This is a genomic window from Pseudomonas sp., from assembly GCF_035497915.1.
GTDB lineage: Bacteria > Pseudomonadota > Gammaproteobacteria > Pseudomonadales > Pseudomonadaceae > Serpens.
Genome location: NZ_DATJCS010000009.1, coordinates 1 through 22,865, shown reverse-complemented (window position 1 = coordinate 22,865; position 22,865 = coordinate 1). Strand labels below are relative to the sequence as shown.

The 22,865-nt window shown below is 66.4% G+C and carries 24 protein-coding genes; 10 read left to right on the top strand and 14 right to left on the bottom strand.

Annotation, left to right across the window (positions count from 1 at the left end):
- Positions 1-31 precede the first annotated feature (31 nt).
- Genes VL129_RS02680 through glyQ form a run of 5 tightly spaced genes read right to left on the bottom strand, consistent with a single transcriptional unit; the run spans position 32 to position 5,812 of the window.
- Positions 32-1,396: a GGDEF domain-containing protein gene (locus VL129_RS02680; protein ID WP_325409792.1), complete on the bottom strand. Its 1,365-nt coding sequence runs from the start codon at positions 1,394-1,396 to the stop codon at positions 32-34.
- Between the two features lie 60 nt (positions 1,397-1,456).
- The gene (locus VL129_RS02675; protein ID WP_325409790.1) at positions 1,457-2,221 is read right to left on the bottom strand and encodes a lysophospholipid acyltransferase family protein; all 765 of its coding nucleotides are present in this window, start codon (positions 2,219-2,221) and stop codon (positions 1,457-1,459) included.
- On the bottom strand, positions 2,218-2,760 hold the full coding sequence (gene gmhB, locus VL129_RS02670; protein ID WP_325409788.1) for a D-glycero-beta-D-manno-heptose 1,7-bisphosphate 7-phosphatase: 543 nt from the start codon (positions 2,758-2,760) through the stop codon (positions 2,218-2,220). Before gmhB ends, VL129_RS02675 begins: the two co-directional genes overlap by 4 nt.
- A gap of 50 nt (positions 2,761-2,810) precedes the next feature.
- A complete protein-coding gene (gene glyS, locus VL129_RS02665; protein ID WP_325409786.1) occupies positions 2,811-4,865 on the bottom strand; it encodes a glycine--tRNA ligase subunit beta in 2,055 nt (684 codons plus the stop codon).
- Positions 4,865-5,812 (bottom strand): glycine--tRNA ligase subunit alpha, encoded by a 948-nt coding sequence (glyQ, locus tag VL129_RS02660; protein WP_325409785.1) that lies wholly within the window; start codon positions 5,810-5,812, stop codon positions 4,865-4,867. Before glyQ ends, glyS begins: the two co-directional genes overlap by 1 nt.
- Before the next feature lie 113 nt (positions 5,813-5,925).
- Here glyQ and VL129_RS02655 point away from each other — a divergent pair, with 113 nt between their 5' ends.
- The 4 genes from VL129_RS02655 (at position 5,926) to VL129_RS02640 (ending at position 8,540) form a co-directional block, all read left to right on the top strand.
- Positions 5,926-6,486, top strand: coding sequence for a DNA-3-methyladenine glycosylase I (locus tag VL129_RS02655; protein WP_325409783.1), 561 nt, complete (start codon positions 5,926-5,928; stop codon positions 6,484-6,486).
- A gap of 139 nt (positions 6,487-6,625) precedes the next feature.
- A complete protein-coding gene (locus tag VL129_RS02650; protein WP_325409781.1) occupies positions 6,626-7,513 on the top strand; it encodes a lysophospholipid acyltransferase in 888 nt (295 codons plus the stop codon).
- Positions 7,504-7,785 (top strand): PilZ domain-containing protein, encoded by a 282-nt coding sequence (locus VL129_RS02645; protein ID WP_325409779.1) that lies wholly within the window; start codon positions 7,504-7,506, stop codon positions 7,783-7,785. The genes VL129_RS02650 and VL129_RS02645 overlap by 10 nt, the downstream gene beginning before the upstream one ends.
- A 101-nt stretch (positions 7,786-7,886) precedes the next feature.
- Positions 7,887-8,540, top strand: coding sequence for a 7-cyano-7-deazaguanine/7-aminomethyl-7-deazaguanine transporter (locus VL129_RS02640; protein ID WP_325409778.1), 654 nt, complete (start codon positions 7,887-7,889; stop codon positions 8,538-8,540).
- Between the two features lie 73 nt (positions 8,541-8,613).
- On the opposite strand, the gene VL129_RS02635 is transcribed toward VL129_RS02640, so the two are convergent.
- Genes VL129_RS02635 through def form a run of 5 tightly spaced genes read right to left on the bottom strand, consistent with a single transcriptional unit; the run spans position 8,614 to position 13,180 of the window.
- Positions 8,614-8,931 carry a tetratricopeptide repeat protein gene (locus VL129_RS02635; RefSeq protein WP_325409776.1) on the bottom strand — a complete coding sequence of 106 codons (318 nt, stop codon included), beginning with the start codon at positions 8,929-8,931 and terminating at the stop codon, positions 8,614-8,616.
- Positions 8,932-8,961: 30 nt separating this feature from the next.
- Complete coding sequence (gene trkA / locus VL129_RS02630) at positions 8,962-10,335, bottom strand: Trk system potassium transporter TrkA (protein ID WP_325409774.1); 1,374 nt, start codon at positions 10,333-10,335, stop codon at positions 8,962-8,964.
- 45 nt (positions 10,336-10,380) lie between these two features.
- Positions 10,381-11,694: a 16S rRNA (cytosine(967)-C(5))-methyltransferase RsmB gene (gene rsmB / locus VL129_RS02625; RefSeq protein WP_325409772.1), complete on the bottom strand. Its 1,314-nt coding sequence runs from the start codon at positions 11,692-11,694 to the stop codon at positions 10,381-10,383.
- The gene (gene fmt / locus VL129_RS02620) at positions 11,691-12,623 is read right to left on the bottom strand and encodes a methionyl-tRNA formyltransferase (protein WP_325409770.1); all 933 of its coding nucleotides are present in this window, start codon (positions 12,621-12,623) and stop codon (positions 11,691-11,693) included. Before fmt ends, rsmB begins: the two co-directional genes overlap by 4 nt.
- 50 nt (positions 12,624-12,673) lie before the next feature.
- Complete coding sequence (def, locus tag VL129_RS02615; protein ID WP_325409768.1) at positions 12,674-13,180, bottom strand: peptide deformylase; 507 nt, start codon at positions 13,178-13,180, stop codon at positions 12,674-12,676.
- A gap of 150 nt (positions 13,181-13,330) precedes the next feature.
- Between def and VL129_RS02610 the strand changes: the two genes are divergently transcribed.
- From VL129_RS02610 to tsaC, 3 genes are all read left to right on the top strand, one after another.
- Positions 13,331-14,356: a LysM peptidoglycan-binding domain-containing protein gene (locus VL129_RS02610; RefSeq protein ID WP_325409767.1), complete on the top strand. Its 1,026-nt coding sequence runs from the start codon at positions 13,331-13,333 to the stop codon at positions 14,354-14,356.
- 260 nt (positions 14,357-14,616) lie between these two features.
- Positions 14,617-15,717 (top strand): DNA-processing protein DprA, encoded by a 1,101-nt coding sequence (gene dprA, locus VL129_RS02605; protein ID WP_325409765.1) that lies wholly within the window; start codon positions 14,617-14,619, stop codon positions 15,715-15,717.
- 82 nt (positions 15,718-15,799) lie between these two features.
- A complete protein-coding gene (tsaC, locus tag VL129_RS02600) occupies positions 15,800-16,357 on the top strand; it encodes an L-threonylcarbamoyladenylate synthase type 1 TsaC (RefSeq protein ID WP_325409763.1) in 558 nt (185 codons plus the stop codon).
- Between the two features lie 178 nt (positions 16,358-16,535).
- On the opposite strand, the gene VL129_RS02595 is transcribed toward tsaC, so the two are convergent.
- Positions 16,536-17,513 (bottom strand): NADPH:quinone reductase, encoded by a 978-nt coding sequence (locus VL129_RS02595; RefSeq protein WP_325409761.1) that lies wholly within the window; start codon positions 17,511-17,513, stop codon positions 16,536-16,538.
- 119 nt (positions 17,514-17,632) lie between these two features.
- Here VL129_RS02595 and hemF point away from each other — a divergent pair, with 119 nt between their 5' ends.
- Together hemF and aroE are read left to right on the top strand one after the other, a co-directional pair.
- Positions 17,633-18,544, top strand: coding sequence for an oxygen-dependent coproporphyrinogen oxidase (gene hemF, locus VL129_RS02590; protein WP_325409759.1), 912 nt, complete (start codon positions 17,633-17,635; stop codon positions 18,542-18,544).
- A gap of 21 nt (positions 18,545-18,565) precedes the next feature.
- Positions 18,566-19,381, top strand: a complete 816-nt coding sequence (gene aroE / locus VL129_RS02585; protein ID WP_325409757.1) for a shikimate dehydrogenase — start codon at positions 18,566-18,568, stop codon at positions 19,379-19,381.
- On the opposite strand, the gene VL129_RS02580 is transcribed toward aroE, so the two are convergent.
- The 3 genes from VL129_RS02580 to VL129_RS02570 form a co-directional block, all read right to left on the bottom strand.
- Positions 19,354-19,695 carry a DUF883 domain-containing protein gene (locus VL129_RS02580; protein ID WP_325409755.1) on the bottom strand — a complete coding sequence of 114 codons (342 nt, stop codon included), beginning with the start codon at positions 19,693-19,695 and terminating at the stop codon, positions 19,354-19,356. The genes aroE and VL129_RS02580 overlap by 28 nt on opposite strands.
- Positions 19,696-19,770: 75 nt before the next feature.
- On the bottom strand, positions 19,771-19,902 hold the full coding sequence (locus VL129_RS02575) for an RcnB family protein (RefSeq protein WP_475491195.1): 132 nt from the start codon (positions 19,900-19,902) through the stop codon (positions 19,771-19,773).
- On the bottom strand, positions 19,899-20,243 hold the full coding sequence (locus tag VL129_RS02570; protein ID WP_325409877.1) for a hypothetical protein: 345 nt from the start codon (positions 20,241-20,243) through the stop codon (positions 19,899-19,901). Before VL129_RS02570 ends, VL129_RS02575 begins: the two co-directional genes overlap by 4 nt.
- A gap of 254 nt (positions 20,244-20,497) precedes the next feature.
- On the opposite strand from VL129_RS02570, the gene VL129_RS02565 reads away from it, so the two are divergent.
- The coding region (locus tag VL129_RS02565; RefSeq protein WP_325409752.1) for an autotransporter family protein at positions 20,498-22,865 on the top strand (2,368 nt) is incomplete at its 3' end.

Sequence of the window (22,865 nt, the reverse complement as noted above, 5' to 3'; positions counted from 1 at the left end):
CGCCCGGATTGGCGTCCGGACGCGACGTGCCTCAGCTTGCCAGCAGAATGCTGCGATTGCGACCGTCGCGCTTGGCCTGGTACAGCGCCTGATCGGCGCGGCGCAGCAGGCGCTGGTAGTCCGGGTGGCCATCATGCACCGCCACACCGATGCTGACGGTGAGCTGCAGCGTCTGGCCGCCGATGCGGAACGGCTCGGAGGCGATGCGCTGACGCAGGCCCTCGGCCACCTGCAGGGCGCGACCGGCCTCGATGTCCACCAGTACCAGCAGGAACTCCTCGCCACCATGGCGGAAGGCGTAGTCGCCGCCGCGCGTGTTGCTGGTCAGCAGGCTGGCGATCTGCTGCAGCGCCAGGTCGCCGGCCTCGTGGCCGTAGGTGTCGTTGATCTGCTTGAAGTGGTCGACATCGATCAGCAGCACCGCGAAGCCGTGACCGCTCTGCCGGCTGTAGAGCACTTCCTTGCTCATCACCACCGGCAGGAACTTGCGGTTGAGCAGATGGGTCAGCGCATCGCGGCCGGCCTCCAGATCGTTGGCCTGTTCGAACAGGCTGTCGAGCAGGAAACGGATCGACTTGGTCTGCTCGCGGGTCTGGCGCAGCAGGTCGATCGGCAACTCCTGGCGCTCGCCAGCCTCCCGGGCGCGCAGCGCCTCAAGCTGGCTGTCGATGCCGCGGATGTAGGCGAGGATCGAAGTGCTTTCCGGCGAGCCCTGGAAGGCGTGCGAGGCCTTGTGGCGGAACCACAGGCCGAACTCGGAATCGCCGAGTCGCGGCAGGTAGCTGGCCTGTTGCCCGGTGGCCAGGGCGAACATCAGCTGGTTCTCCCAGTCCAGCAGCGCGCCGCGCTGGCGTTCCTTCTCGGCACCGAGGTTCTGCGACACCGAGAACAGCCGGTAGGCCTCCTCGGCGCGGGAATTGCGGTCGTGGGACGCCGAATAGGCCTGGCTCATGATCTCCATGGTCAGGTCGATCAGCTGGCAGGCCAGGCGGGTGGCGGCGTGCTGAAGCTGCGCGTCCAGCTCGCTCTCCAGCAGCAGGCGGGACAGGTGGCTCTTCAGCTGACGAGCCCCGCGCAGCACCAGCGACACCGGCACCTCGATGCGCGCATGCACCTTGCCGACATGCTGCTGCATCTCGATGCACTCGAGCACCTGCTCCGCCCGCTGGGCGGCGAACACCGAGACGACCCAGCGCTGCAGGGAACTGCTCAGCTGGGTACGTACCTGCTCGTGGCTGAGATAGGGCGACGAGTCGGGATTTTCCAGCATGTGGTCGTAAAAATTGCGGGCGAGGTCGACGCGGTGCGACTCGGCCAGCGCCTGCAGAACAGGGAGGACATCGGAATACTGGCGGATCAGTGCCTGCCATTCCTGAGTGAGCAATTCTTCATTCATGGGCGTACACGGATCACAGCGAGGCCGGCGGTGCGCCGGCCGGGACTACGGAAAACGCACTCAGCTGACCAGCGAGGGGGTGCTGGCAGCCGGACTGCGGTCGATTTCAGCCATGCGCTCGTTGATCCAGCGTTCGGCACGCTGATTCAGCTCGCTGATGGCGCGCGGGCCCTCGCCCTCGGCCAGCATGGGCGGACCGATGAACACCTGGATGGTGCCCGGGTGCTTGGCCCAGCCCTGCTTGGGCCAGAAATGACCGGCGTTGTGGGCGATGGGCAGCACCGGCAGGCCGGCGTTGACCGCCAGCGCCGAGCCGCCGCGAGAGAACTTGCCGGCTTCACCGACCGGCACGCGGGTGCCCTCCGGGAACACCAGCACCCAGTTGCCGCGCATCAGGTGCTCATGTCCCTGCTTGGCCAATTGCTTGAGGGCCAGCTTGGGATTGTCGCGGTCGATGGCGATCGGGCGCATCAGCGCCAGCGCCCAGCCGAAGAACGGCACCAGCAGCAGCTCGCGCTTGAGCACCTGGCTCAGCGGTGCGAACAGGCCGGAGAGGTAGAAGGTCTCCCAGGTGCTCTGGTGCTTGGCGAGGATCACGCAGGGCCGCTGCGGGATGTTCTCCAGGCCGTGCACCTCGTAGCGGATGCCCACCAGGCTGCGCGCCAGCCAGACCGCCAGGCGGCACCAGCTCTGCACGATGACCCGGTAGCGCTGGCGAAACGGCAGCAGCGGCGCGACCACCAGGCTGGCGGTGCCCCACAGGAAGGCGGTGGCGGACAGCAGCAGGTAGAACACCACGGTTTTCAGGCGTTGCGTTGCACTCATGGACGGGTTTCCAGCAGATGGTCGGCCACGGCGGCCAGGTCGGCGAAGACCCGGGTGCCGGGAGGAAGCGGCTTCTCCAGGGTGCGCAGGCCCTTGCCGGTTTTCACCAGCAACGGGTCGGCACCGAGCGCCAGACCGGCTTCCAGATCACGGCGACTGTCGCCCACCGTCGGCACGCCCTGCAGGTCAGCCAGGTGAAAGTGTTCGGCGATGCGCCGGAACAGCCCGGGCAGCGGCTTGCGGCACTCGCAGGCGTCATCCGGTCCATGCGGGCAATGTTCGATCAGGGCGATTTCACCGCCCTGCTCCGCCACCAGCCGGCGCAGGCGCTGGTGCATCGCGTCCAGGGTCTGTGCGCTGAAATAGCCGCGCGACAGCCCGGACTGGTTGGTGGCCACCGCCACCGTCCAGCCGGCCCGGCTCAGCCGCGCAATGGCTTCGATCGAGCCGGGAATCGGAATCCACTCGTCCAGGCTCTTCACGTAGTCGTCGGAGTCCTGATTGATGACCCCGTCGCGGTCGAGAATGATCAACTTCATACGGCAGTCTCGAAGAGGGCTTCAGGTCCAGCCTGAAGCCCTGGCGTCACTTAACCGAGCAGCGAGATGTCCGCCACGCCCAGGAACAGGCCGCGCAGCTGCGCGAGCAGGGCATAGCGGTTGGCGCGCACGCTGGCGTCCTCGGCGTTGACCAGCACCTGATCGAAGAACGCATCCACCGGCTCGCGCAGCGCGGCCAGGCGTTCCAGCGCCTCGCGGTAGCAGCGCGCGGCCGCCAGCGGTTGCACGTCCTGCAGGGCATGCTGAATGGCGGCGTTCAGCGAGAACTCGCTGGCGTGGTCGAAGTAGCGGGCCTCGATGGCGGCTGGCAGCTGGCCTTCCTGCTTGCTCAGCAGGTTGGAAACGCGCTTGTTGGCCGCAGCCAGCGAGCCGGCTTCCGGCAGCGCACGGAACGCCTGCACGGCCTGCACGCGCTGGTCGAAGTCCAGCGCCGAACGCGGCTGCACCGCGCGCACCGACAGGTAGGTGGACACGTCGATGCCTTCGTCCTCGTAGCGGGCGCGCAGGCGATCGAAGACGAATTCCAGCACTTGCTCGGCCAGGCCGGCGGCCTTGACCTTGTCGGCGTACTGGGCGACGGCGAATTCCACGGCCTCGACCAGATCCAGGTCCAGCCCCTTCTCGATCAGGATGCGCAGCACGCCCAGGGCGGCGCGCCGCAGGGCGTAGGGATCCTTGGAACCGGTGGGCAGCATGCCGATGCCGAAGATGCCGACCAGGGTATCCAGCTTGTCGGCCACCGCCACGGCGGCGCCGGTCAGCGTCTGCGGCAGCTCGGCGCCGGCACCGCGCGGCATGTACTGCTCGTTCAGCGCCATGGCCACGTCTTCGGCTTCGCCGTCGTGCTTGGCGTAGTAGTAGCCGGCGATGCCCTGCATTTCGGGGAATTCGCCGACCATCTCGGTGGCCAGGTCGCACTTGGAAAGCAGGCCGGCGCGACGCGCCTTCTCGGCGTCGCCGCCGATGCGCTCGGCGATGAAGCCGGCCAGCGCGGAGACGCGCTCGGCCTTGTTCAGCACGCTGCCCAGCTGAGCCTGGAAGATCACGTTGGCCAGGCGCTGGTTGAAGGTTTCCAGCTTCTGCTTCTTGTCCTGCTTGAAGAAGAACTCGGCGTCGGTCAGGCGCGGGCGCACCACCTTCTCGTTGCCGGAGACGATCTGCGCCGGGTCCTTCGACTCGATGTTGGCCACGGTGATGAAGCGCGGCAGCAGCTTGCCGTGGGCGTCCAGGAGGCAGAAGTACTTCTGGTTGTCCTGCATGGTGGAAATCAGCGCTTCCTGCGGCACGGCGAGGAAACGTTCCTCGAAGGAGCAGACCAGCGGCACCGGCCATTCGACCAGCGCGGTCACTTCATCGAGCAGCGCCGGCGGCACGATGGCGCTGCCGTTCTCGGCCTTGGCCAGCTCGCTGACGCGCGCCTCGATCTTGGCGCGGCGCTCGGCGAAATCGGCCAGCACGTAGGCGCTGCGCAGGTCCTCGACATAGCTGTCCGGGCGGCTGATGCGCACGTCGTGGTTGGCGTGGAACCGGTGCCCGCGCGAGGTACGTCCGGCCTTCTGGGCGAGGATCTCGCACTCGATCACGCTGTCGCCGAGCAGCATCACCAGCCAGCGGGTCGGGCGCACGAACTCTTCCTTGCGGTCCGCCCAGCGCATGCGCTTGGGAATCGGCAGGGCGTTCAGCGACGCTTCGACGATGCCCGGCAGCAGCGCGCTGGCCGGCTGGCCGGCGATGCGCTGGGAGAAGCGCAGCTTGGCGCCGCTGCGGTCGATTACCGACAGCTCCACGCCGCACTTGCGGGCGAAGCCCAGCGCGGCCTGGGTCGGGTTGCCGTCCTTGTCGAAGGCAGCCTGCACCGGCGGGCCGTCGAGGTTCACTTCACGGTCGGGCTGCTGCACCGCCAGCTGGCTCACCTGCACGGCCAGACGGCGCGGCGCGGCGTAGTAGCAGGCGGCGGCATAGGCCAGGCCGGCGTCCTTCAGGCCCTTCTCGATGCCGGCCAGGAAGGCTTCGGCCAGGCTCTTGAGCGCCTTGGGGGGCAGCTCTTCGGTGCCCAGTTCGACCAGAAAATCTTGAGCGCTCATTATTCGGCCTCCTTCAGCTTGGCCAGGACTTCGTCACGCAGTGCGGGGGTGGCCATCGGGAAGCCGAGGCGCGCGCGGGCCAGCAGGTAGCTCTGGGCGATGTTCCGCGCCAGGGTGCGCACGCGCAGGATGTACTGCTGGCGCGCAGTCACCGAGATGGCGCGGCGCGCATCCAGCAGGTTGAAGCTGTGCGAGGCCTTGATGACCATCTCGTAGGCGGGCAGCGGCAGTTGCTGCTCCATCAGCCGGTTGGCTTCGGACTCGTAGTGGTCGAACAGCTCGAACAGCTTGTCGACATTGGCGTGCTCGAAGTTGTAGGTGGACTGTTCCACCTCGTTCTGGTGGAACACGTCGCCGTAGGTGACCTTGCCGAACGGGCCGTCGGAGTAGACCAGGTCGTATACCGAATCGACGCCCTGCAGGTACATGGCCAGGCGTTCCAGGCCGTAGGTGATCTCGCCGGTCACCGGATAGCACTCGACGCCGCCGACCTGCTGGAAGTAGGTGAACTGGGTGACTTCCATGCCGTTGAGCCAGACTTCCCAGCCCAGGCCCCAGGCGCCGAGGGTCGGCGATTCCCAGTTGTCCTCGACGAAGCGGATGTCATGCACCAGGGTGTCCACGCCGATGCGGCGCAGCGATTCCAGGTAGAGCTCCTGGATGTTCGCCGGGTTCGGCTTGAGCACTACCTGGAACTGGTAATAGTGCTGCAGACGGTTGGGGTTCTCGCCGTAGCGGCCATCGGTGGGCCGGCGGGACGGCTGCACATAGGCGGCGTTCCAGGTTTCCGGACCGATGGCGCGCAGGAAGGTGGCGGTGTGGAAGGTGCCGGCGCCCATTTCCATGTCGTAGGGCTGCAGGATCACGCAGCCCTGTTCGGCCCAGAATTGCTGCAGGGCCAGGATCAGGTCTTGGAAGGTGCGCACGGCGGGCGTAGTCTGGCTCACGGAATTTCACCTGTGCTGATGCGGGAGAAAGCGCCACGGCGAAAGGCGCTTCGGCGACGTTCAAAGCCGCGAAGTATATCCGATAGACTGGCCCACGACGCTAGGAAACACCGATGCCACGCTGCGCCTGGTGCACTGACGATCCGATCTACATCCGCTACCACGACGAGGAATGGGGCGTGCCGCAGCGCGACCCGGCGGTGCTGTTCGAGTTGCTGGTGCTGGAAGGCTTTCAGGCGGGACTGTCCTGGCTGATCGTGCTGCGCCGGCGTGACTATCTGCGTCAGGTTCTGCACGGATTCGACCCGCAACGGCTGGCCGCGCTGAGCGATGCCGACATCGGGAGCCTGTTGCAGGATCCCGGGTTGATCCGCAATCGCCTAAAGCTGCGCGCCGCGCGGCAGAATGCCCAGGCCTGGCTGCGTCTGGACTCTCCCGCCGAGTGGCTGTGGTCGTTCGTTGGTGGCCAGCCGCACATCCATCACCCCGTGCATACCGGCGAAGTGCCGGTGTTCACGCCCGAGGCCGAGGCAATGAGCAAGGCGCTGAAGAAGGCCGGCTTCAGCTTCGTCGGGCCGACCATCTGCTATGCGCTGATGCAATCGGCCGGCATGGTGATGGATCACACCCTGGACTGTCCGCGTCACGCCGAACTCAGCCGCCCGCCGCGCTAGTCGGCGCGCCAGGGATCGCGCTTGCGCCGCCCGCCCCGTTGCCTGATTCTTGCCGCCCGCCTGATAGCGGCTGGCCATGTTCTTGCAATGACCGTTTAACAGTGTCGAAATGCCGTCTTTTTTTCATGAGGAAGCGCGTGTGGAAAGAATCAAGGGAGCCCTGGCTGTCGGTTTCCTGAGACTGCTGGCCCTGCTGCCCTGGCGCGCAGTGCAGGCGCTGGGCTCGGCCGTGGGTGTGCTGATGTATCGCCTGCCGAACCGTTCCCGCGAGGTGGCGCGCATCAACCTCGCCCACTGCTTCCCCGAACTGGACGCGGCGGCCCGCGAACAGTTGCTGCGCGACGCCCTCAAAGGCACCGGCAAGACCTTTACCGAAAGCGCCTGCGCCTGGATCTGGCATCCGCGGCGCACCCTGCAGTTGGTACGCGAAGTCGAAGGGCTGGACGTGCTGGAGCACGCCCTGGCCTCCGGCAAGGGCGTGGTCGGCATCACCAGCCACCTGGGCAACTGGGAAGTGCTCAACCACTTCTACAGTTCGCACTGCAAACCGGTGGTCTTCTACCGACCTCCCAAGATCCAGGCACTGGATGACCTTCTGCAAAAGCAGCGCACGCAGATGGGCAACCGCGCGGCGCCCTCCACCAAGGAAGGTATCCTCAGCGTTCTCAAGGAAGTCCGCGCCGGTGGACAGGTGGGCATTCCGGCCGACCCGGAGCCGAGCCGCAGCAGCGGCCTGTTCGTGCCCTTCCTGGGCGCCCAGGCGCTGACCAGCAAGTTCGTGCACGGCATGATCAGCGGCTATAAGGCCGAGGCGGTGTTCCTGCATGCGCTGCGCCTGCCGGACGGCTCGGGCTTCAGGGTCATTTTTGAAGCAGCCCCGGAGGCGATGTACAGCAAAGATGCGCAAACCGCCGTGGCGGCGCAGAGCGAGGTCATCGGCCGCTATGTCCGCGCGTACCCGGACCAGTACATGTGGACCATGAAGCGCTTCAAGCAGCGCCCCGAGGGTGAAGCCAAGTGGTACTGACCGAGGCTGGCGGCAATCGCCGCCGTCATTCGCGCACGCCGCTGCAGTGGCAGATTCGCGTCTGGCACGAGAGCTTCGGCGAAAGGGATGCCAGCACCCGCGACTTCTCCACGGTGGGCATCTACATCGAGCTGCGCGAGCTGGGGCGGTTGCCTGTGGGCTCGCGCCTCAAGGCGCAGATCCAGGGCCTGCCGACCCCGGCGCCGGTGTTGGAGATGGAGATCCAGCGCACCGACGAGCACGGTGCCGGGCTGCTCTACATTCTCGAATGACGCGCGGCTCCCGCCGCGCCGGAAAAATCGCTAGAATGCCGCCCGCGCCTCCACGGGCACTCATGGGTTCCCTCACCCCAGCTCAAAAAAAGGATCATCCGATGCCGTTGCCTACCCTGGCCGTCCAGCGCGCGCTGGCCGTGCTGATCGTGTTTCACATCCTCATCATCATCGTCAGCAACTACCTGGTGCAGTTGCCGGTCAGCCTGTTCGGCTGGCACACCACCTGGGGCGCGTTCAGTTTCCCGTTCATCTTCCTGGCCACCGACCTGACCGTGCGCCTGCTCGGCAAGCAGGCCGCGCGCCGGGTAATTGCCCGCGTCATGCTGCCGGCGCTGCTGGCCTCCTACGGAGTCTCGGTGCTGTTCCAGGAAGGCGCCTACCGGGGCGTGGATGCCCTGCTGGAATTCAAAGATTTCGTGCTGCGCATCTCGCTGGCCAGTTTTGCCGCCTATGTGGTCGGTCAATGGCTGGACATCCAGGTGTTCGACCGCCTGCGGCGCCTGCGTCAGTGGTGGGTGGCGCCCGCCGCCTCGACCACGCTGGGCACGCTGATGGATACCTTCGTGTTCTTCTCGGTGGCCTTCTGGAACAGCAGCAACGCGTTCATGGCCGCCAACTGGGTGGAAATCGCCACGGTGGACTACGTGATCAAGCTGGCCATCAGCCTGGCGCTGTTCGTACCGCTGTATGGCATGCTGCTCAACACCCTGATGCGGCTGCTGCCGGGGCGCCCGGCCACAGCTCAGGTGTAGGGCGATCGGCGCTGTTCCGGCCGCCGTGGCCAACGTGTTGCGTTGACCACCCTACCAGCCCCTCGACTCGCTCTTACTGGCGCGCTGGCTTGTCCAGCTTGGCCAGGAACACGGTCATTTCCTTCTCGGCCTGCTTGTCGCCGTGACCCTGCGCCGCCTGCAGGCCCTGTTGCCAGGCCTGGCGTGCGCCGTCGAGGTCGCCACTGGCCTGCAGCGCCCTGCCCAGCAGCTTCCAGGCGGCGGAATACTTGGGATCCTGCGCCACGCAGCGGCGCAGATGCTCGGCGGCCCTGGCCGGATCGCCGGCATCCAGATAGCCCTTGCCGAGCCCGAAGCGCAGCAGCGGGTTGTCGATTCCCTTGGCGAGCATGTTTTCCAGCGATGCGAGCATGACGGCGGTCTCCCTGCGGACCCGCCCACCTTAAAAGAATGCCAGCCCCACTTGGAAGAGCCGTTCCACATCGCGGATATGGCGTTTGTCCATCAGGAACAGGATCACGTGGTCGCCGGACTCGATCACCGTGTCGTCGTGGGCGATCAGTACTTCCTCGTCGCGGATCACCGCGCCGATGGTGGTGTCCGGCGGCAGGGCGATTTCGCCGATGCGCCGGCCCACCACCTTGCTGGACTTGGCGTCGCCGTGGGCGATGGCCTCGATGGCCTCGGCGGCGCCGCGACGCAGCGAGTGCACGCTGACCACGTCGCCCCGGCGCACGTGGGTGAGCAGGGTGCCGATGGTGGCCAGCTGCGGGCTGATGGCGATGTCGATCTCGCCGCCCTGCACCAGATCGACATACGCGGTGTTGTTGATCAGCGTGATGACCTTGCGCGCGCCGAGGCGCTTGGCCAGCAGCGAGGACATGATGTTGGCCTCGTCGTCGTTGGTCAGTGCCAGGAACATGTCCGCGTCGTTGATGTTCTCTTCCAGCAGCAGGTCGCGGTCCGAGGCGCTGCCCTGCAGCACGATGGTGCTGTCCAGCACTTCGGAGAGGTGGCGGCAGCGCGCCGGACTCTTCTCGATGATCTTCACCTGGTAGCGGCTCTCGATGGCCTCGGCCAGGCGTTCGCCGATGTTGCCGCCGCCGGCGATCACCACGCGCCGATAGCTGTCCTCCAGGCGCCGCAGCTCGCTCATCACCGCGCGGATGTTGCCGCGCGCGGCGATGAAGAACACCTCGTCGTCGGCCTCGATCACTGTGTCGCCCTGCGGCACGATGGCCCGGTTGCGCCGGTAGATGGCCGCCACACGGGTGTCCACGCCGGGCATGTGGGCGCGCAGCTCCTTGAGCTGCTGACCGACCAGCGGCCCGCCGTAGTAGGCCCGGCTGGCCACCAGTTGCGCCTTGCCGTCGGCGAAGTCGATCACCTGCAGGGCGCCGGGGTATTCGATCAGGCGTTTGATGTAGTTGGTCACCACCTGTTCCGGGCTGATCAGCACGTCGACCGGAATGGCCTCATTGTCGAACAGGCCCGCGCGGGTCAGGTAGGCCGGCTCGCGCACCCGGGCGATCTTGGTCGGGGTGTGGAACAGGGTGTAGGCCACCTGGCAGGCGACCATGTTGGTCTCGTCGCTGTTGGTTACCGCCACCAGCATGTCGGCGTCGTCGGCGCCGGCCTGGCGCAGCACGGTGGGAAACGAGCCGCGGCCCTGGATGGTGCGGATGTCCAGGCGATCGCCCAGTTCGCGCAGGCGGTCGCCATCGGTATCGACCACGGTGATGTCGTTGGCCTCGCTGGCCAGGTGCTCGGCCAGCGTGCCGCCCACCTGCCCCGCGCCGAGAATGATGATCTTCACCGTTGTGCTCCGTTTGCGGGTGGATTGGGCCTGGCCGTCAGAGAATCAGCCGCGTGGGCCAGCGGCGATCTTCATCAGCTTGGCGTAGTAGAAACCATCGTGGCCGTCCGGCTGCGGCAGCAACTGGCGGCCATGCGCCGGCTTGAGGCCGAAGTCGCCGGGAATGCCCAGTTCGCGCGCGCCTGGGGTACGGGCCAGGAAGGCGCCGATGTTAGCGCTGTTTTCCTCCGGCAGCACCGAACAGGTGGCGTAGAGCAGGATGCCGCCCACCTCCAGGGTCGGCCACAGGGCGTCCAGCAGTTCGCCCTGCAGAGTGGCCAGGGCACTGATGTCCTCGGCCTGGCGGGTGAGCTTGATGTCCGGATGGCGGCGGATCACCCCGGTGGCTGAACAGGGTGCGTCGAGCAGGATGCGCTGGAACGGCTTGCCGTCCCACCAGGCGGCGGTGTCGCGAGCGTCAGCGGCGACCAGCGTGGCTTGCAGGCGCAGGCGTTCAAGGTTCTCGCGCACGCGGGTCAGGCGCAGCGGTTCGGCGTCCAGGGCGATCACTTCGCCCAGGCCCGGCTCGCGTTCCAGCAGATGACAGGTCTTGCCGCCCGGCGCGGCGCAGGCGTCCAGCACGCGCTGACCGGGGGCCAGTTCCAGCAGGCCGGCGGCCAGTTGTGCGGCTTCGTCCTGTACGCTGAGCCGTCCTTCGGCGAAGCCCGGCAGGCCGGTGACGTCGCAGGGCTGCAGCAGACGGATGCCGTCGGGGCTGAACGCGCAGGGCTCCGCTTCCAGTCCGGCGGCGCGCAGTTCATCCAGATAGGCGTCGCGGCTGCCGTGGCGGCGGTTGACGCGCAGGATCAGCGGCGGATGCAGGTTGTTGGCTGCGCAGATGGCTTCCCAGTGTTCCGGCCAGTCGGCCTTCAGGCGCTTCTGCAGCCAGCGCGGATGGGCGGTGCGGCTGACCGGGTCGCGTTCCAGCTCGGCGAACAGCGCCTCGCCTTCGCGCTGCGCACGGCGCAGCACGGCATTCAGCAGGCCTTTGGCCCAGGGCTTCTTCAGCTTGTCCGAACAGCCGACCGTTTCGCCGATGGCCGCATGCGCCGGAACGCGGGTGTAGAACAATTGATAGAGGCCGACCAGCAACAGGGCTTCGACATCACGGTCGGCGGCCTTGAACGGTTTCTCCAGCAGCTTCTCGACCAGCAGCGCCAGACGCGGTTGCCAGCGGGCAGTGCCGAAGGCCAGCTCCTGCACCAGCCCCCGATCACGGACTTCGACGCGCTCGAGCAGCGGCGGCAGGCTGCTGCCCAGCGAGGCGCGGCCCTGCAGCACCGCCGCCAGGGCCTGGGCGGCCGCTAGCCGCGGATTCATGCGCCGAACACCAGGCCGGCGGCGAACTGCTCGCGGCGGCTGTTGTACAGATCGCTGAAGGCAAGCGGCTTGCCGCCCGGCAACTGCAGGCGGGTGAGTAGCAGCGCGCCCTGGCCGCAGGCCACGCGCACGCCGTCCTTGCCGGCGTCGAGAATCGTGCCCGGCGCGCCAGTGCCGTCGGCCAGTTGCGCGGCATGCACCTTCACCGCTTCGCCAGACAGGCTGCTGTGGCAGATCGGCCACGGGTGCAGCGCGCGGATCTGCCGCTCCAGTTCGACGGCCGGGCGGCTCCAGTCCAGGCGCGCCTCGTCCTTGCTGAGCTTGTGGGCGTAGCAGGCCAGCGCATCGTCCTGCGCTTCGCCGCTGAGCGTGCCAGCCTCCAGCCCATTGACGGCCTCGACGATGGCGCGCGCGCCCAGTTCGGCCAGACGATCATGCAGCGTGCCGCCGGTATCCTGGGCTCCGATCGGCGTGCTGACCTTGAGCAGCATCGGTCCGGTGTCCAGGCCCGCTTCCATCTGCATCACGGTCACGCCGGATTCGGCATCGCCGGCCTCCACCGCGCGCTGGATCGGCGCCGCGCCGCGCCAGCGCGGCAGCAGCGAGGCATGACTGTTGATGCAGCCCAGACGCGGAATATCCAGCACCACCTGCGGCAGGATCAGCCCGTAGGCGACCACCACCATCAGGTCGGGTTGCAGTGCGGCCAGTTCCGCCTGGGCGGCCGGATCACGCAGAGTCTGCGGCTGAAAGACCGGGATGCCGTGCTCGACCGCCAGTTGCTTCACCGGGCTGGGCATCAGCTTCTGGCCACGCCCGGCCGGGCGGTCGGGCTGGGTGTAGACGGCTACCACCTGGCGGCCTGCCTCAAGCAGGGCCTGCAGGTGCTGGGCGGCGAATTCGGGGGTGCCGGCGAAGACGATACGCATGGGAGCTCACTGACGAAAAAGGCTTGCCGAAGCAAGCCTTTGGGTTCGGATCACGCCTGCTGGCGATGTTGTTTTTCCAGCTTCTTCTTGATGCGGTCGCGCTTGAGCTGCGACAGGTAGTCGACGAAGAGCTTGCCGTTGAGGTGGTCGCATTCGTGCTGGATGCACACGGCCAGCAGGCCTTCGGCGATCAGCTCGTAGGGCTGGCCGTCGCGGTCCAGCGCCTTGATCTTCACCTTCTGCGGGCGGTCGACGTTCTCATAGAAACCGGGCACCGACAGACAGCCTTCCTGGTACTGCTCCATCTCGTCGGTGAGTGCTTCGAACTCGGGGTTGATGAACACGCGGGGTTCGGACTGGTCCTCGGACAGGTCCATCACCACCACGCGCAGGTGCACGTTTACCTGGGTCGCTGCCAGGCCGATGCCGGGGGCGGCATACATGGTCTCGAACATGTCGTCGACCAGCTGACGAATGCTGTCATCGACCACGTCCACCGGCTTGGCGAGGGTGCGCAGCCGCGGATCGGGGAATTCGAGGATGTTGAGAATGGCCATAAGCGTTTGTGAAACAGGTATGCAATTGGAAAAAGGCCCGCTGCTAAGATCCGGCAGCGGTGCAAAAGTGCCTGCAGCCCACGGTTTTCAAGGCTTCGAGACGGGGCCGGGCAGTTTCGCGCGGAGCCACATGATAAAGGGATTCAGCTCATGAGGAAAACACTACTCGCCCTGCTGCTGCTGACCGGCGGCGCCCTGGCCCAAGCCCAGGTCGAGCTGCGAGACGGCCACCCGGAGCGCTACACGGTGGTCAAGGGCGACACCCTGTGGGATATCTCCGCGCGGTTTCTCAACCTGCCGTGGAAATGGCCGCAGATCTGGCACGTCAACCCGCAGGTGGAAAATCCGCACCTGATCTACCCGGGCGACGTGCTCAGCCTGGTCTACGTGGACGGCCAGCCGCGCCTGACCCTGGAGCGCGGCGCCTCGCGCGGCACCGTCAAGCTCTCGCCCCAGATGCGCAGCACCCCAATGGTCGAGGCCATCGCGCCGATTCCGCTGGAGGCGATCAACAGCTTCCTGCTCGCCAACCGCATCGTCGACAGCGCCGATGAATTCGAACGTGCGCCCTATATCGTGGCCGGCAACGCCGAGCGAGTGATCAGCGGCAAGGACGACCGTGTCTATGCGCGCGGCCACTTCCCCAACGCCGAGCCGGTATATGGCATCTACCGCCAGGGCCGCACCTATGTCGACCCGGTCACCCGCGAGGTGCTGGGCATCAACGCCGACGACATCGGCACCGGCCAGCGTATCGGCGAGGAAGGCGACATCACCACCCTGCGCCTGAGCCGTTCCACCCAGGAAATCCGCATCGCCGACCGCCTGTTCTCCACCGAGGAACGGGCGCTGACCTCCTCCTTCATGCCCAGCGAGCCGCTGCAGACCGTCGACGGCCTGATTCTCGACGTGCCGCGCGGCGTGACGCAGATCGGCCTGTACGACGTAGTGACCCTCAACAAGGGGCGCCGCGACGGTGTGAGTGAAGGCAACGTGCTGGCCATCTACAAGACCGGCGAGACGGTGCGTGACCGCCTCACCGGCGAGCAGGTGAAGATTCCCGACGAGCGCGCCGGTCTGCTGATGGTGTTCCGCAGCTACGAGAAGCTCAGCTACGGGCTGATCCTGCAGGCCACCCGGCAGATGGCGGTGCTCGACAAGGTTCGCAATCCCTGATCCGGTTCGCAGGGATTTACCCCGACCGCTCTCGCCTCTGGCGGAGCGGTTTTTTTTCGGCCACGACGACGAGGACATCGCCCTACCCTGTGGGGCCGGCTTCACGCCGGCCGACGGGGCTGCGGTTGTGCATCGGGGGCCGACCTCTGGCCGGGATGATCCCGCCGGGTAGGTCTGGCCGCCGGATAGGCCCGCCCCCACAATTTCCGCTCCCGTCTATCCTGCCCTGATCCATCCATCTGCCGATCAGGGACGATCGCATGAGCCACCCACCCTCGCCTGCCGAACTGGAAGCGCGCCTGCGCCTGCATGCCTTGCCGGAGCTGGGGCCGCGCCGCTACCGGCGCCTGCTGCAAGCCTTCGACAGCGCCAGCGCCGCCCTCAGCGCCCCGGCTTCCGCCTGGCGCGCGCTGGGCTTGCCCGCCGTATGCGCCGAGGCGCGGCGCAGCCCGCCAGTGCGCCAGTGCGCCCATGCCACCCTGGCCTGGCTCGAGCAGCCCGACCAGCACCTGCTGTGCTGGGACCATCCCAAGTATCCGGCCCTGCTCGCCGAGCTGGACGACGCGCCGCCGCTGCTGTTCATCGCCGGTGATCCGGCCCTGCTGGAGCGCCCGCAACTGGCCATCGTCGGCAGCCGGCGCGCCTCGCGGCCGGGACTGGAATGCGCGGCGCGCTTTTCGCGCGAGCTGGCCGGTGGCGGTTTCGTGGTCACCAGCGGGCTGGCGCTGGGCATCGACGGTGCCGCCCATGAGGCGGCGTTGCGGGTCGGCGGGCGCACCATCGGCGTGCTCGGCTCCGGTCTGCGGCACCTTTATCCGACCCGGCACCGGGGGCTCGCCGAGCGCATGCGCGCCGAGGGCAGCGCGCTGGTCTCCGAACTGCCGCTGGATGCGCCGCCCCTGCCGGCCAACTTTCCGCGCCGCAACCGCATCATCAGCGGGCTGTCGCTGGGCGTGCTGGTGATCGAGGCCAGCCCCTCCAGCGGTTCGCTGATCACCGCCAGGCTGGCCGCCGAGCAGGGTCGCGAGGTGTTCGCCGTGCCGGGTTCGATTCAGCATCCGGGCGCGCGCGGCTGCCATCAGTTGATCCGCGATGGCGCCAGTCTGGTGGAAGGCGTCGAGGATATCCTCCAGCAACTGCGCGGCTGGCAACGCGTCATACCGCCGAAACCCGCCGCGCCGCAGCCGGACCAGGCGGAGCACCCCTTGCTCGCCCTGCTGTGGGCCGCCCCGCACAGCAGCGAAGCCCTGGCGGTGGCCAGCGGCTGGCCGATGGCGCGGGTGCTGGCCGAACTCACCGAGCTGGAAATCAATGGCCGGGTGGCCTGCCAGGCGGGCATCTGGAGTGGCCTGGGCGAGTGAGCGGCGCGGCGTCGAGCCGCCCGCAACGCCCGTGACGCTTGCGGTACACTGCGCGCCCGGTTTTTTCGGTAGAGCGAGTGGCATGAACAGCAGTTGGCGCATCCGCCAGGTGGCGGGCGTGGTGAAGGGTGGCGGGGTGATCGCCTATCCGACCGAAGCGGTCTGGGGCCTGGGCTGCGATCCCTGGAACGAGGCGGCGGTGCGCCGTCTGCTGGCGCTCAAGTCGCGGCCCATGCACAAGGGGCTGATTCTGGTGGCGGCCCGCGCCACCCAGTTCGATTTCCTGCTCAACGACCTGCCCGGCGAATGGCTGCTGCGCCTGGCCGAGTCCTGGCCAGGCCCCAACACCTGGCTGGTGCCGCATCAGAACCGCCTGCCCGCCTGGATCACCGGGCAGCACGCCAGCGTGGCGCTGCGCGTCAGCGACCATCCGCTGGTGCGCAGGTTGTGTGCTGAAACGGGACCGCTGGTGTCCACCTCGGCGAATCCGGCCGGGCGGCCTTCGGCGCGCAGCCGCCTGCGCGTCGAGCAGTACTTCCACGGCCAGCTGGATGGCCTGCTGGGTGGCCCACTCGGCGGTCGGCGCAACCCCAGCCTGATCCGCGATCTGGCCACCGGCAAGGTAATCCGCCCGTCCTGATCGGCACGCACCCCGCCGTGCACGTTCCGTAGGGCGGTCAGCGCTGTTCTGGCCGCCGAGCGCGCCGTGCCGGCGCGTTGGTGGACCAGGCAAACGCTGTCCATCCTACGGTTGCACGAACCCTGTAGGAGCGGCTTCAGCCGCGATGGATGCCTACGGTTTCCCCCTTCGGCAATACCTACGGCACCAGAACCGTCGAGCCCACCGTCTCCCCCGCCGCCAGCGCGGTCTGCGCCTGGGCGGCATCCGCAAGCGCGTAGCGCTGGCTGATCTCCACCTGGATCCGGCCGCTGGTGATCATGCCGAACAGCTCGTCGGCCATCGCCTGCAAACGGTCTGGGGTGTTGGCGTAGCCGGCCAGGGTCGGGCGGGTGACGTACAGCGAGCCCTTCTGCGCCAGTACGCCCAGGTTGACCCCGGTCACCGCGCCGGAGGCGTTGCCGAAGCTGACCAGCAGGCCGCGCGACGCCACGCAGTCCAGGGAAATCTCCCAGGTGGATTGGCCCACCGAGTCGTAGACCACCGGACACTTGGCGCCGCCGGTCAGTTCCAGCACGCGCTGGCGGATGTCCTCGCGGCTGCGGTCGATGGTCGCCCAGGCGCCCAGCGCCTCGGCCCGTGTGGCCTTCTCCGCCGAACCGACCACGCCGATCAGCCTGGCGCCGATGGCCTTGGCCCACTGGCAGGCCAGCGAACCCACGCCGCCGGCGGCGGCATGGAACAGGCAGAACTCGCCCGGCTGCAGTTCATGGGTCTGGCGCAGCAGGTACTGCACGGTCAGGCCCTTGAGCATCACCGCGGCGGCCTGCTCGAAGGAGATGGTCTCCGGCAGCCTGACCAGCTTGTCGGCCGGCAGCACATGCAGCTCGCTGTAGGCGCCTAGCGGGCCGGTGGCGTAGGCGACCCGGTCGCCGACCTTGAGGCCGGTCACCGCGCTGCCCAGCGCTTCCACCTCCCCGGCGCCCTCGGTGCCCAGGCTGGACGGCAGTGCCGGCGGCACGTACAGGCCGCTGCGGAAATAGGTGTCGATGAAGTTCAGGCCGATGGCGCGATTGCGCACCCGCACTTCGTGGGGACCCGGCTCGGCGGGCGTGTAGTCGCGGTATTCGAGCACCTCGGGGCCGCCGTGGGCGCTGAACTGGATACGCTTGGCCATGCTGGATCTCCGCTGTCGGTTGAGGGGCTGCTATCCAACCCTCGCACGCCCTCCGGCGTCAACCGCACGGATGGTATGCTTTCGCGCCTGTTTTCCTACTACGCCAAGGTGCTGGGTTCATGAGTGTCCCGCTCGATGCCGTCAAAGCCTACCTGCTCGATCTGCAGGATCGTATCTGTGCCGCCCTGGAGGCCGAAGACGGCCGCGCGCGCTTCGTCGAGGACGCCTGGCAGCGCCCGGCCGGCGGCGGTGGGCGCACGCGGGTGATCGGTGACGGCGCGCTGATCGAAAAGGGCGGCGTGAACTTCTCCCACGTGTTCGGCGATAACCTGCCGCCCTCGGCCAGCGCTCACCGTCCCGAGCTGGCCGGACGCGGCTTCCAGGCCATGGGCGTGTCGCTGGTCATCCACCCGGACAACCCCCACGTGCCCACCTCGCACGCCAACGTGCGGCTGTTCTGCGCCGAGAAGGCAGGCGCCGAGCCGGTGTGGTGGTTCGGCGGTGGCTTCGACCTGACGCCCTACTACGCCCACGAGGAAGACTGTGTGCACTGGCACCGCGTGGCCCACGATGCCTGCGCGCCGTTCGGCGCGGACGTCTACCCGCGCTTCAAGGCATGGTGCGACCGCTACTTCTTCCTCAAGCACCGCAACGAGCCGCGCGGCATCGGCGGGCTGTTCTTCGACGACCTGAACGACTGGGACTTCGACACCAGCTTCGCCTTCCTGCGCGCCATCGGCGACGCCTACCTGCAGGCCTACCTGCCGATCGTGCAGCGCCGCAAGGCCACGCCGTTCACCGAGGCCCAGAAGGCCTTCCAGGAATACCGGCGTGGCCGCTATATGGAATTCAACCTGGTGTTCGACCGCGGCACCCTGTTCGGCCTGCAGTCGGGCGGGCGTACCGAGTCGATCCTCATGTCGCTGCCGCCCAAGGTGCGCTGGGGCTACGACTGGCACCCCGAGCCGGGCAGCGAGGAAGCGCGGTTGACCGAACACTTCCTCACCGGCCGTGACTGGCTGGCGTCGTAACCCTTTTCTCCGGAGCTTCAGATGGACCGCTACGGCGTCTTCGGCAATCCCATTGCCCACAGCAAATCCCCGCTGATTCACCGGATGTTCGCCGAGCAGACCGGTCAGGCGCTGACCTACGAGGCGCTGCTGGCGCCGCTGGACGACTTCAGGGGATTTGCCCGCGCGTTCTTCCGCGACGGCCTGGGCGGCAACGTCACCGTGCCGTTCAAGGAAGAGGCGTTTCGCCTGGCCGACACGCTGACCGCGCGCGCGCAGCGCGCCGGCGCGGTGAATACCCTGAAGAAGCTGGAGGATGGCCGCCTGCTCGGTGACAACACCGACGGTGCCGGCCTGGTGCGCGACCTGACCCATAACGCCGGTGTCGAGCTGCGCGGCACGCGCATCCTGATCCTGGGTGCCGGCGGCGCGGTGCGCGGCATCCTCGAACCCTTCCTGGCCGAGCAGCCGGCCGAACTGCTGATCGCCAACCGCACCCCAGGCAAGGCCGAAGCCCTCGCCGAGGCGTTCGCCGACCTCGGCCCGCTGCGCGCCTGCGGCTTCGATTATGCGGGCGAGCCGTTCGACCTGATCGTCAACGGCACCTCGGCCAGCCTGGCCGGCGATGTGCCGCCGATTGACCCGCAGCTGATCCGCCCCGGCCATACCCTGTGCTACGACATGATGTACGGCGCCCAACCCACCGCCTTCAACCAGTGGGCCGCCGCACACGGCGCCCTCACCCGCGACGGCCTGGGCATGCTGGTCGAGCAGGCGGCGGAAGCCTTCTTCCTCTGGCGCGACGTGCGCCCTTTGGCCGAGCCGGTGCTTCAGGCGTTACGTCGCCAGTTGTCGTGATGCGACCGGCGCTGGCAATAGAAGTAACAGCCAACCGCCGCGCCAATCCCCAGCAGCAGCGCCACGCTGGTCATCGGATGATGACGGGCACAGTCCTGCGCCGCGCGCCCGGCCGCGCGGGTGCTGTCCAGCAGATCCCGGGCGTGCCAGTCGCGATCCTGCCACAGTGCTTCGGCCCGGCTGCGCAAGCCGGACAAGCCGTGCTGGCCGCGCAGGTGTTCGCGGCTCAGTTCCTCCAGGGCGCGCCGCAGGCGCGTCAGCTCCGCTTCGACGTCGGTCTGGGTCGATGATGAGTGGTTGCCGAACCAGGACATGATGGATCCTCCCGTGAGTGTCAGCTCAACAGACCTGACACCGTTCGGGAGGTGCGGCTGGCGGGATGGCCGGCGTCAGCGCAGCACGTCGTGCAGGATCTCGTGAACGATGCCGGTGGTCAGCGCCACCAGCACCAGATCGCCGCCGGCGCGCCGCCATTCATAACCCTGGTAATGCGGCACGTAACGGTGCTGATGAGTGTTCAGGCGCCGCCCCCAGCTGGGCCGTAGCCGATGTGATGGCGGTTGGCGTGGATCTGCACGCGCACCGACCGGAAATCCGTGGGCGGACGGGACGCCTGATGCGCCGGGCGCACATGCCAAACCGGTGGCTGGTGCGCACGGGCGCCGGGGTGGGCCTGCTGGCGCGGCGGCGGTCCGGACTGCATGGCCGGATGCCGGCTGGTGTGAGGGGCCTGGTGCTGCGGCGGCGCGGCATGACGCGGTGGCGGCTGGTGCGACTGCTCGTAGCCCGGCGCCGCCAGCGCCAGGGAGCTGCCCAGGGCCAGCATGGCGCCGAGGCCGATGGCCAGACGGATAGGTTTCATGGACGCCACCTCAATGGATCGCCCGGGATGGGCAGGCGAGGCCATCCTAGCGTCGGGAAACCTGGCGGAGCGGATGTCAGCAGGAATTTACCTAGTTCTTACCTGGCCGAGGAAGCCGCCTGCTGCATCCTCGCGTTTCTAGGCCATGCGAAGCAGCGCACATTTGAGCTGCGTCCAAACAAGGTAGACTCCCAGCTTTTGATATCGAAGTGATATCACAGCCCTTGTGCAATTAATAAGGACTAGGAGTGTCTATGAATCCCCTGTTTCGTAAAACGTTGCTGGCTGTCGCCGTGGCCGGCGCCGCTCTGTCCACGCAGGCACAGACGATCAAGCTGGACAACAATGGCTTGGTCTTTGAAAGCGGATATGCAGAGCTGTGGACCCTGAACGGCTCCTACAGCGGCAACCTCGCCCTGACCGACAGTGATCCGATTTCTGCCGTTTACGGCTTGGATACCTCGTTCGGCGGACTGGGCGTTAATGCCAATATTGACGTCAGGGGCAATGGCGCAGGCGCCTTCAGTTTGTGGGACAGCGTTATCGCTACAAACTTGAGTTTTGATGGCACGCTCAATGCGCAAGGCGATATTTATAATGAGGGTGAGGATCGATGGGGTCCTTTCGGGATAGCGTTGATTGGCGAAAAAACCCTGGAAAATATAAATTTTACGCTGCAGGAAAAATACAGCTCTATTGTTCATGCCAACATAATTAATAGGGCTTCGATAGCGGTAAATGGCCCCGCAGCTGCCGGGATATTGATTTCGGGGACTTTGGTTGGCGGATCCTTGGTCAACGAAGGCAGAATCACCGTAACCGGGAATGGGGATGAGCGAACATATGGGGATGGATCGTCTTATTACACCGAAACCCTTGGGGTGGTTGGCATTGGTATCGACTCCACCGCTTTTGAAAAGACTACAAGCAGGGGCACCGAGTATAAGAATTTCGATAACAAGGGATTCGTTCAGGCGGAAAGCGAAAATGCCAAAGGCCTCGATTTCAGGGACGTAAGGCTGGGTTTCATTATAAATGGCGGCACTATCACGGCCAGCGGGAGATCCATTGACGGCGTCAGCGTTGTTAATTCAGAAATCTCAAGCTTCGATGAAATTTCAACTACAGCGATCTACCTTGAAGACAGTCATTTTAGGCAGATTATAAATAACGGCAATATTGTGGCGGCCGGCGCGGGTAGCGTGGGTTTGGCTCTGAGTGAAAGGACTACCGTCTTTGCCGTCGATGATGCTCATATTGTGAATAATGGCCGAATCGAGGGCGGCGAAACGGCCATTTCCATTGATGCGGCAGGGATTGGATTTACCAACAGCACCCAGGGGCTGGTGATTTCCAACCAGGGCGACATTATTTCCCAATCGGGACGCGCGGCGATCAAGGCTGACTACTCCGGCTATATGGGCACGACTCCGACTCCGATAAATCTGCTATGGAAGCAAGGAACCATCAGCGGCGATCTGCTTGGCCTGGCCAAAATTGATGTGCTGGGCGATGTCACTTTCAATCGGCAGCAAGGCAACGAGTCGGCGCTCATTCAAATGGCGCAGGGTGGTCAGTTGTCTGTGGGAAGCGCCACCCAGGCGGGGCATCTGCGGTTGGGTCAACCGCATACCAGGATCGAAGGAAACCTGGATGTCCACGCTGGCTCCATCCTCAGCATGAATCTGTCCACCGCAACCTCGCAAAGCGAGCCGCTGCTGCTCGTGACAGGTACTGCCGAATTCTCCGACGGTTCACAGATCAAACTGGCGGCCAAGGGTAGCGATTTCACTGCCGAGGGCAGCCAATACACCCTTGTCGAAGCAGGCAGCCTCGTCGATAACGGCCTGAAGGTGGCAAGCAGCTCCATTCTCCTTACTGTCGACACCTACAAGTCCGAGGGTAATCAGATCATTGCCACCGTGACGGGCAAGGGTGAGGCAGAGATTCTGGATGCAATCGGCAACGAAGCCGACAAGGGCGCAGTCAACGCTGCCAAGGCCGCCTCGGCGTTCAATCATGTGCTGGCATCCTTGCCGGCGGGCGACCCGGTTCGTTTGGCCCTCACTGGCGGCAGTGAAGCTGAACAGGCGCGGAATACCCGTCAACTGGCCCCGGAAATCAGCGGCGGCGCCAGCCAGGCCGCCACTTTCGGTCAGGCGATGATCCGCAACGTGGCGGCCGGCCGTACCGGCGGCGCGCGCGGCCTGTCTTCCGGCGGTGCGTTCGCGCAAACCGGCGTCTGGGTGCAGGCGCTGAACAGCGACGCCACCCAGGATCTGCGTGATGGCGTGGCCGGTTTTGACGCCAGCACCACCGGTATCGCCGTCGGCCTGGATGGCAAGCTGAACGAGCAACTGACCCTGGGTCTGGCCTACAGCTTCCTGGACACCGATGTGGATGCCGAAGGTGGCAACAAGACCGAGGTGCAGGGGCATAACTTCACCCTGTACAGCGGCTTCGTCCAGAACGGCTTCTTCATGGATGGCAGCCTGACCTATGGCCAGAACGCCAACGAAGGCGAGCGTCTCATCGCCACCACCCTGGCCAAGGCCGACTACGACAGCTCGCTGCTCGGCGTGAACCTGACCGCGGGCTACACCTACCCGCTGCAGGGCACCG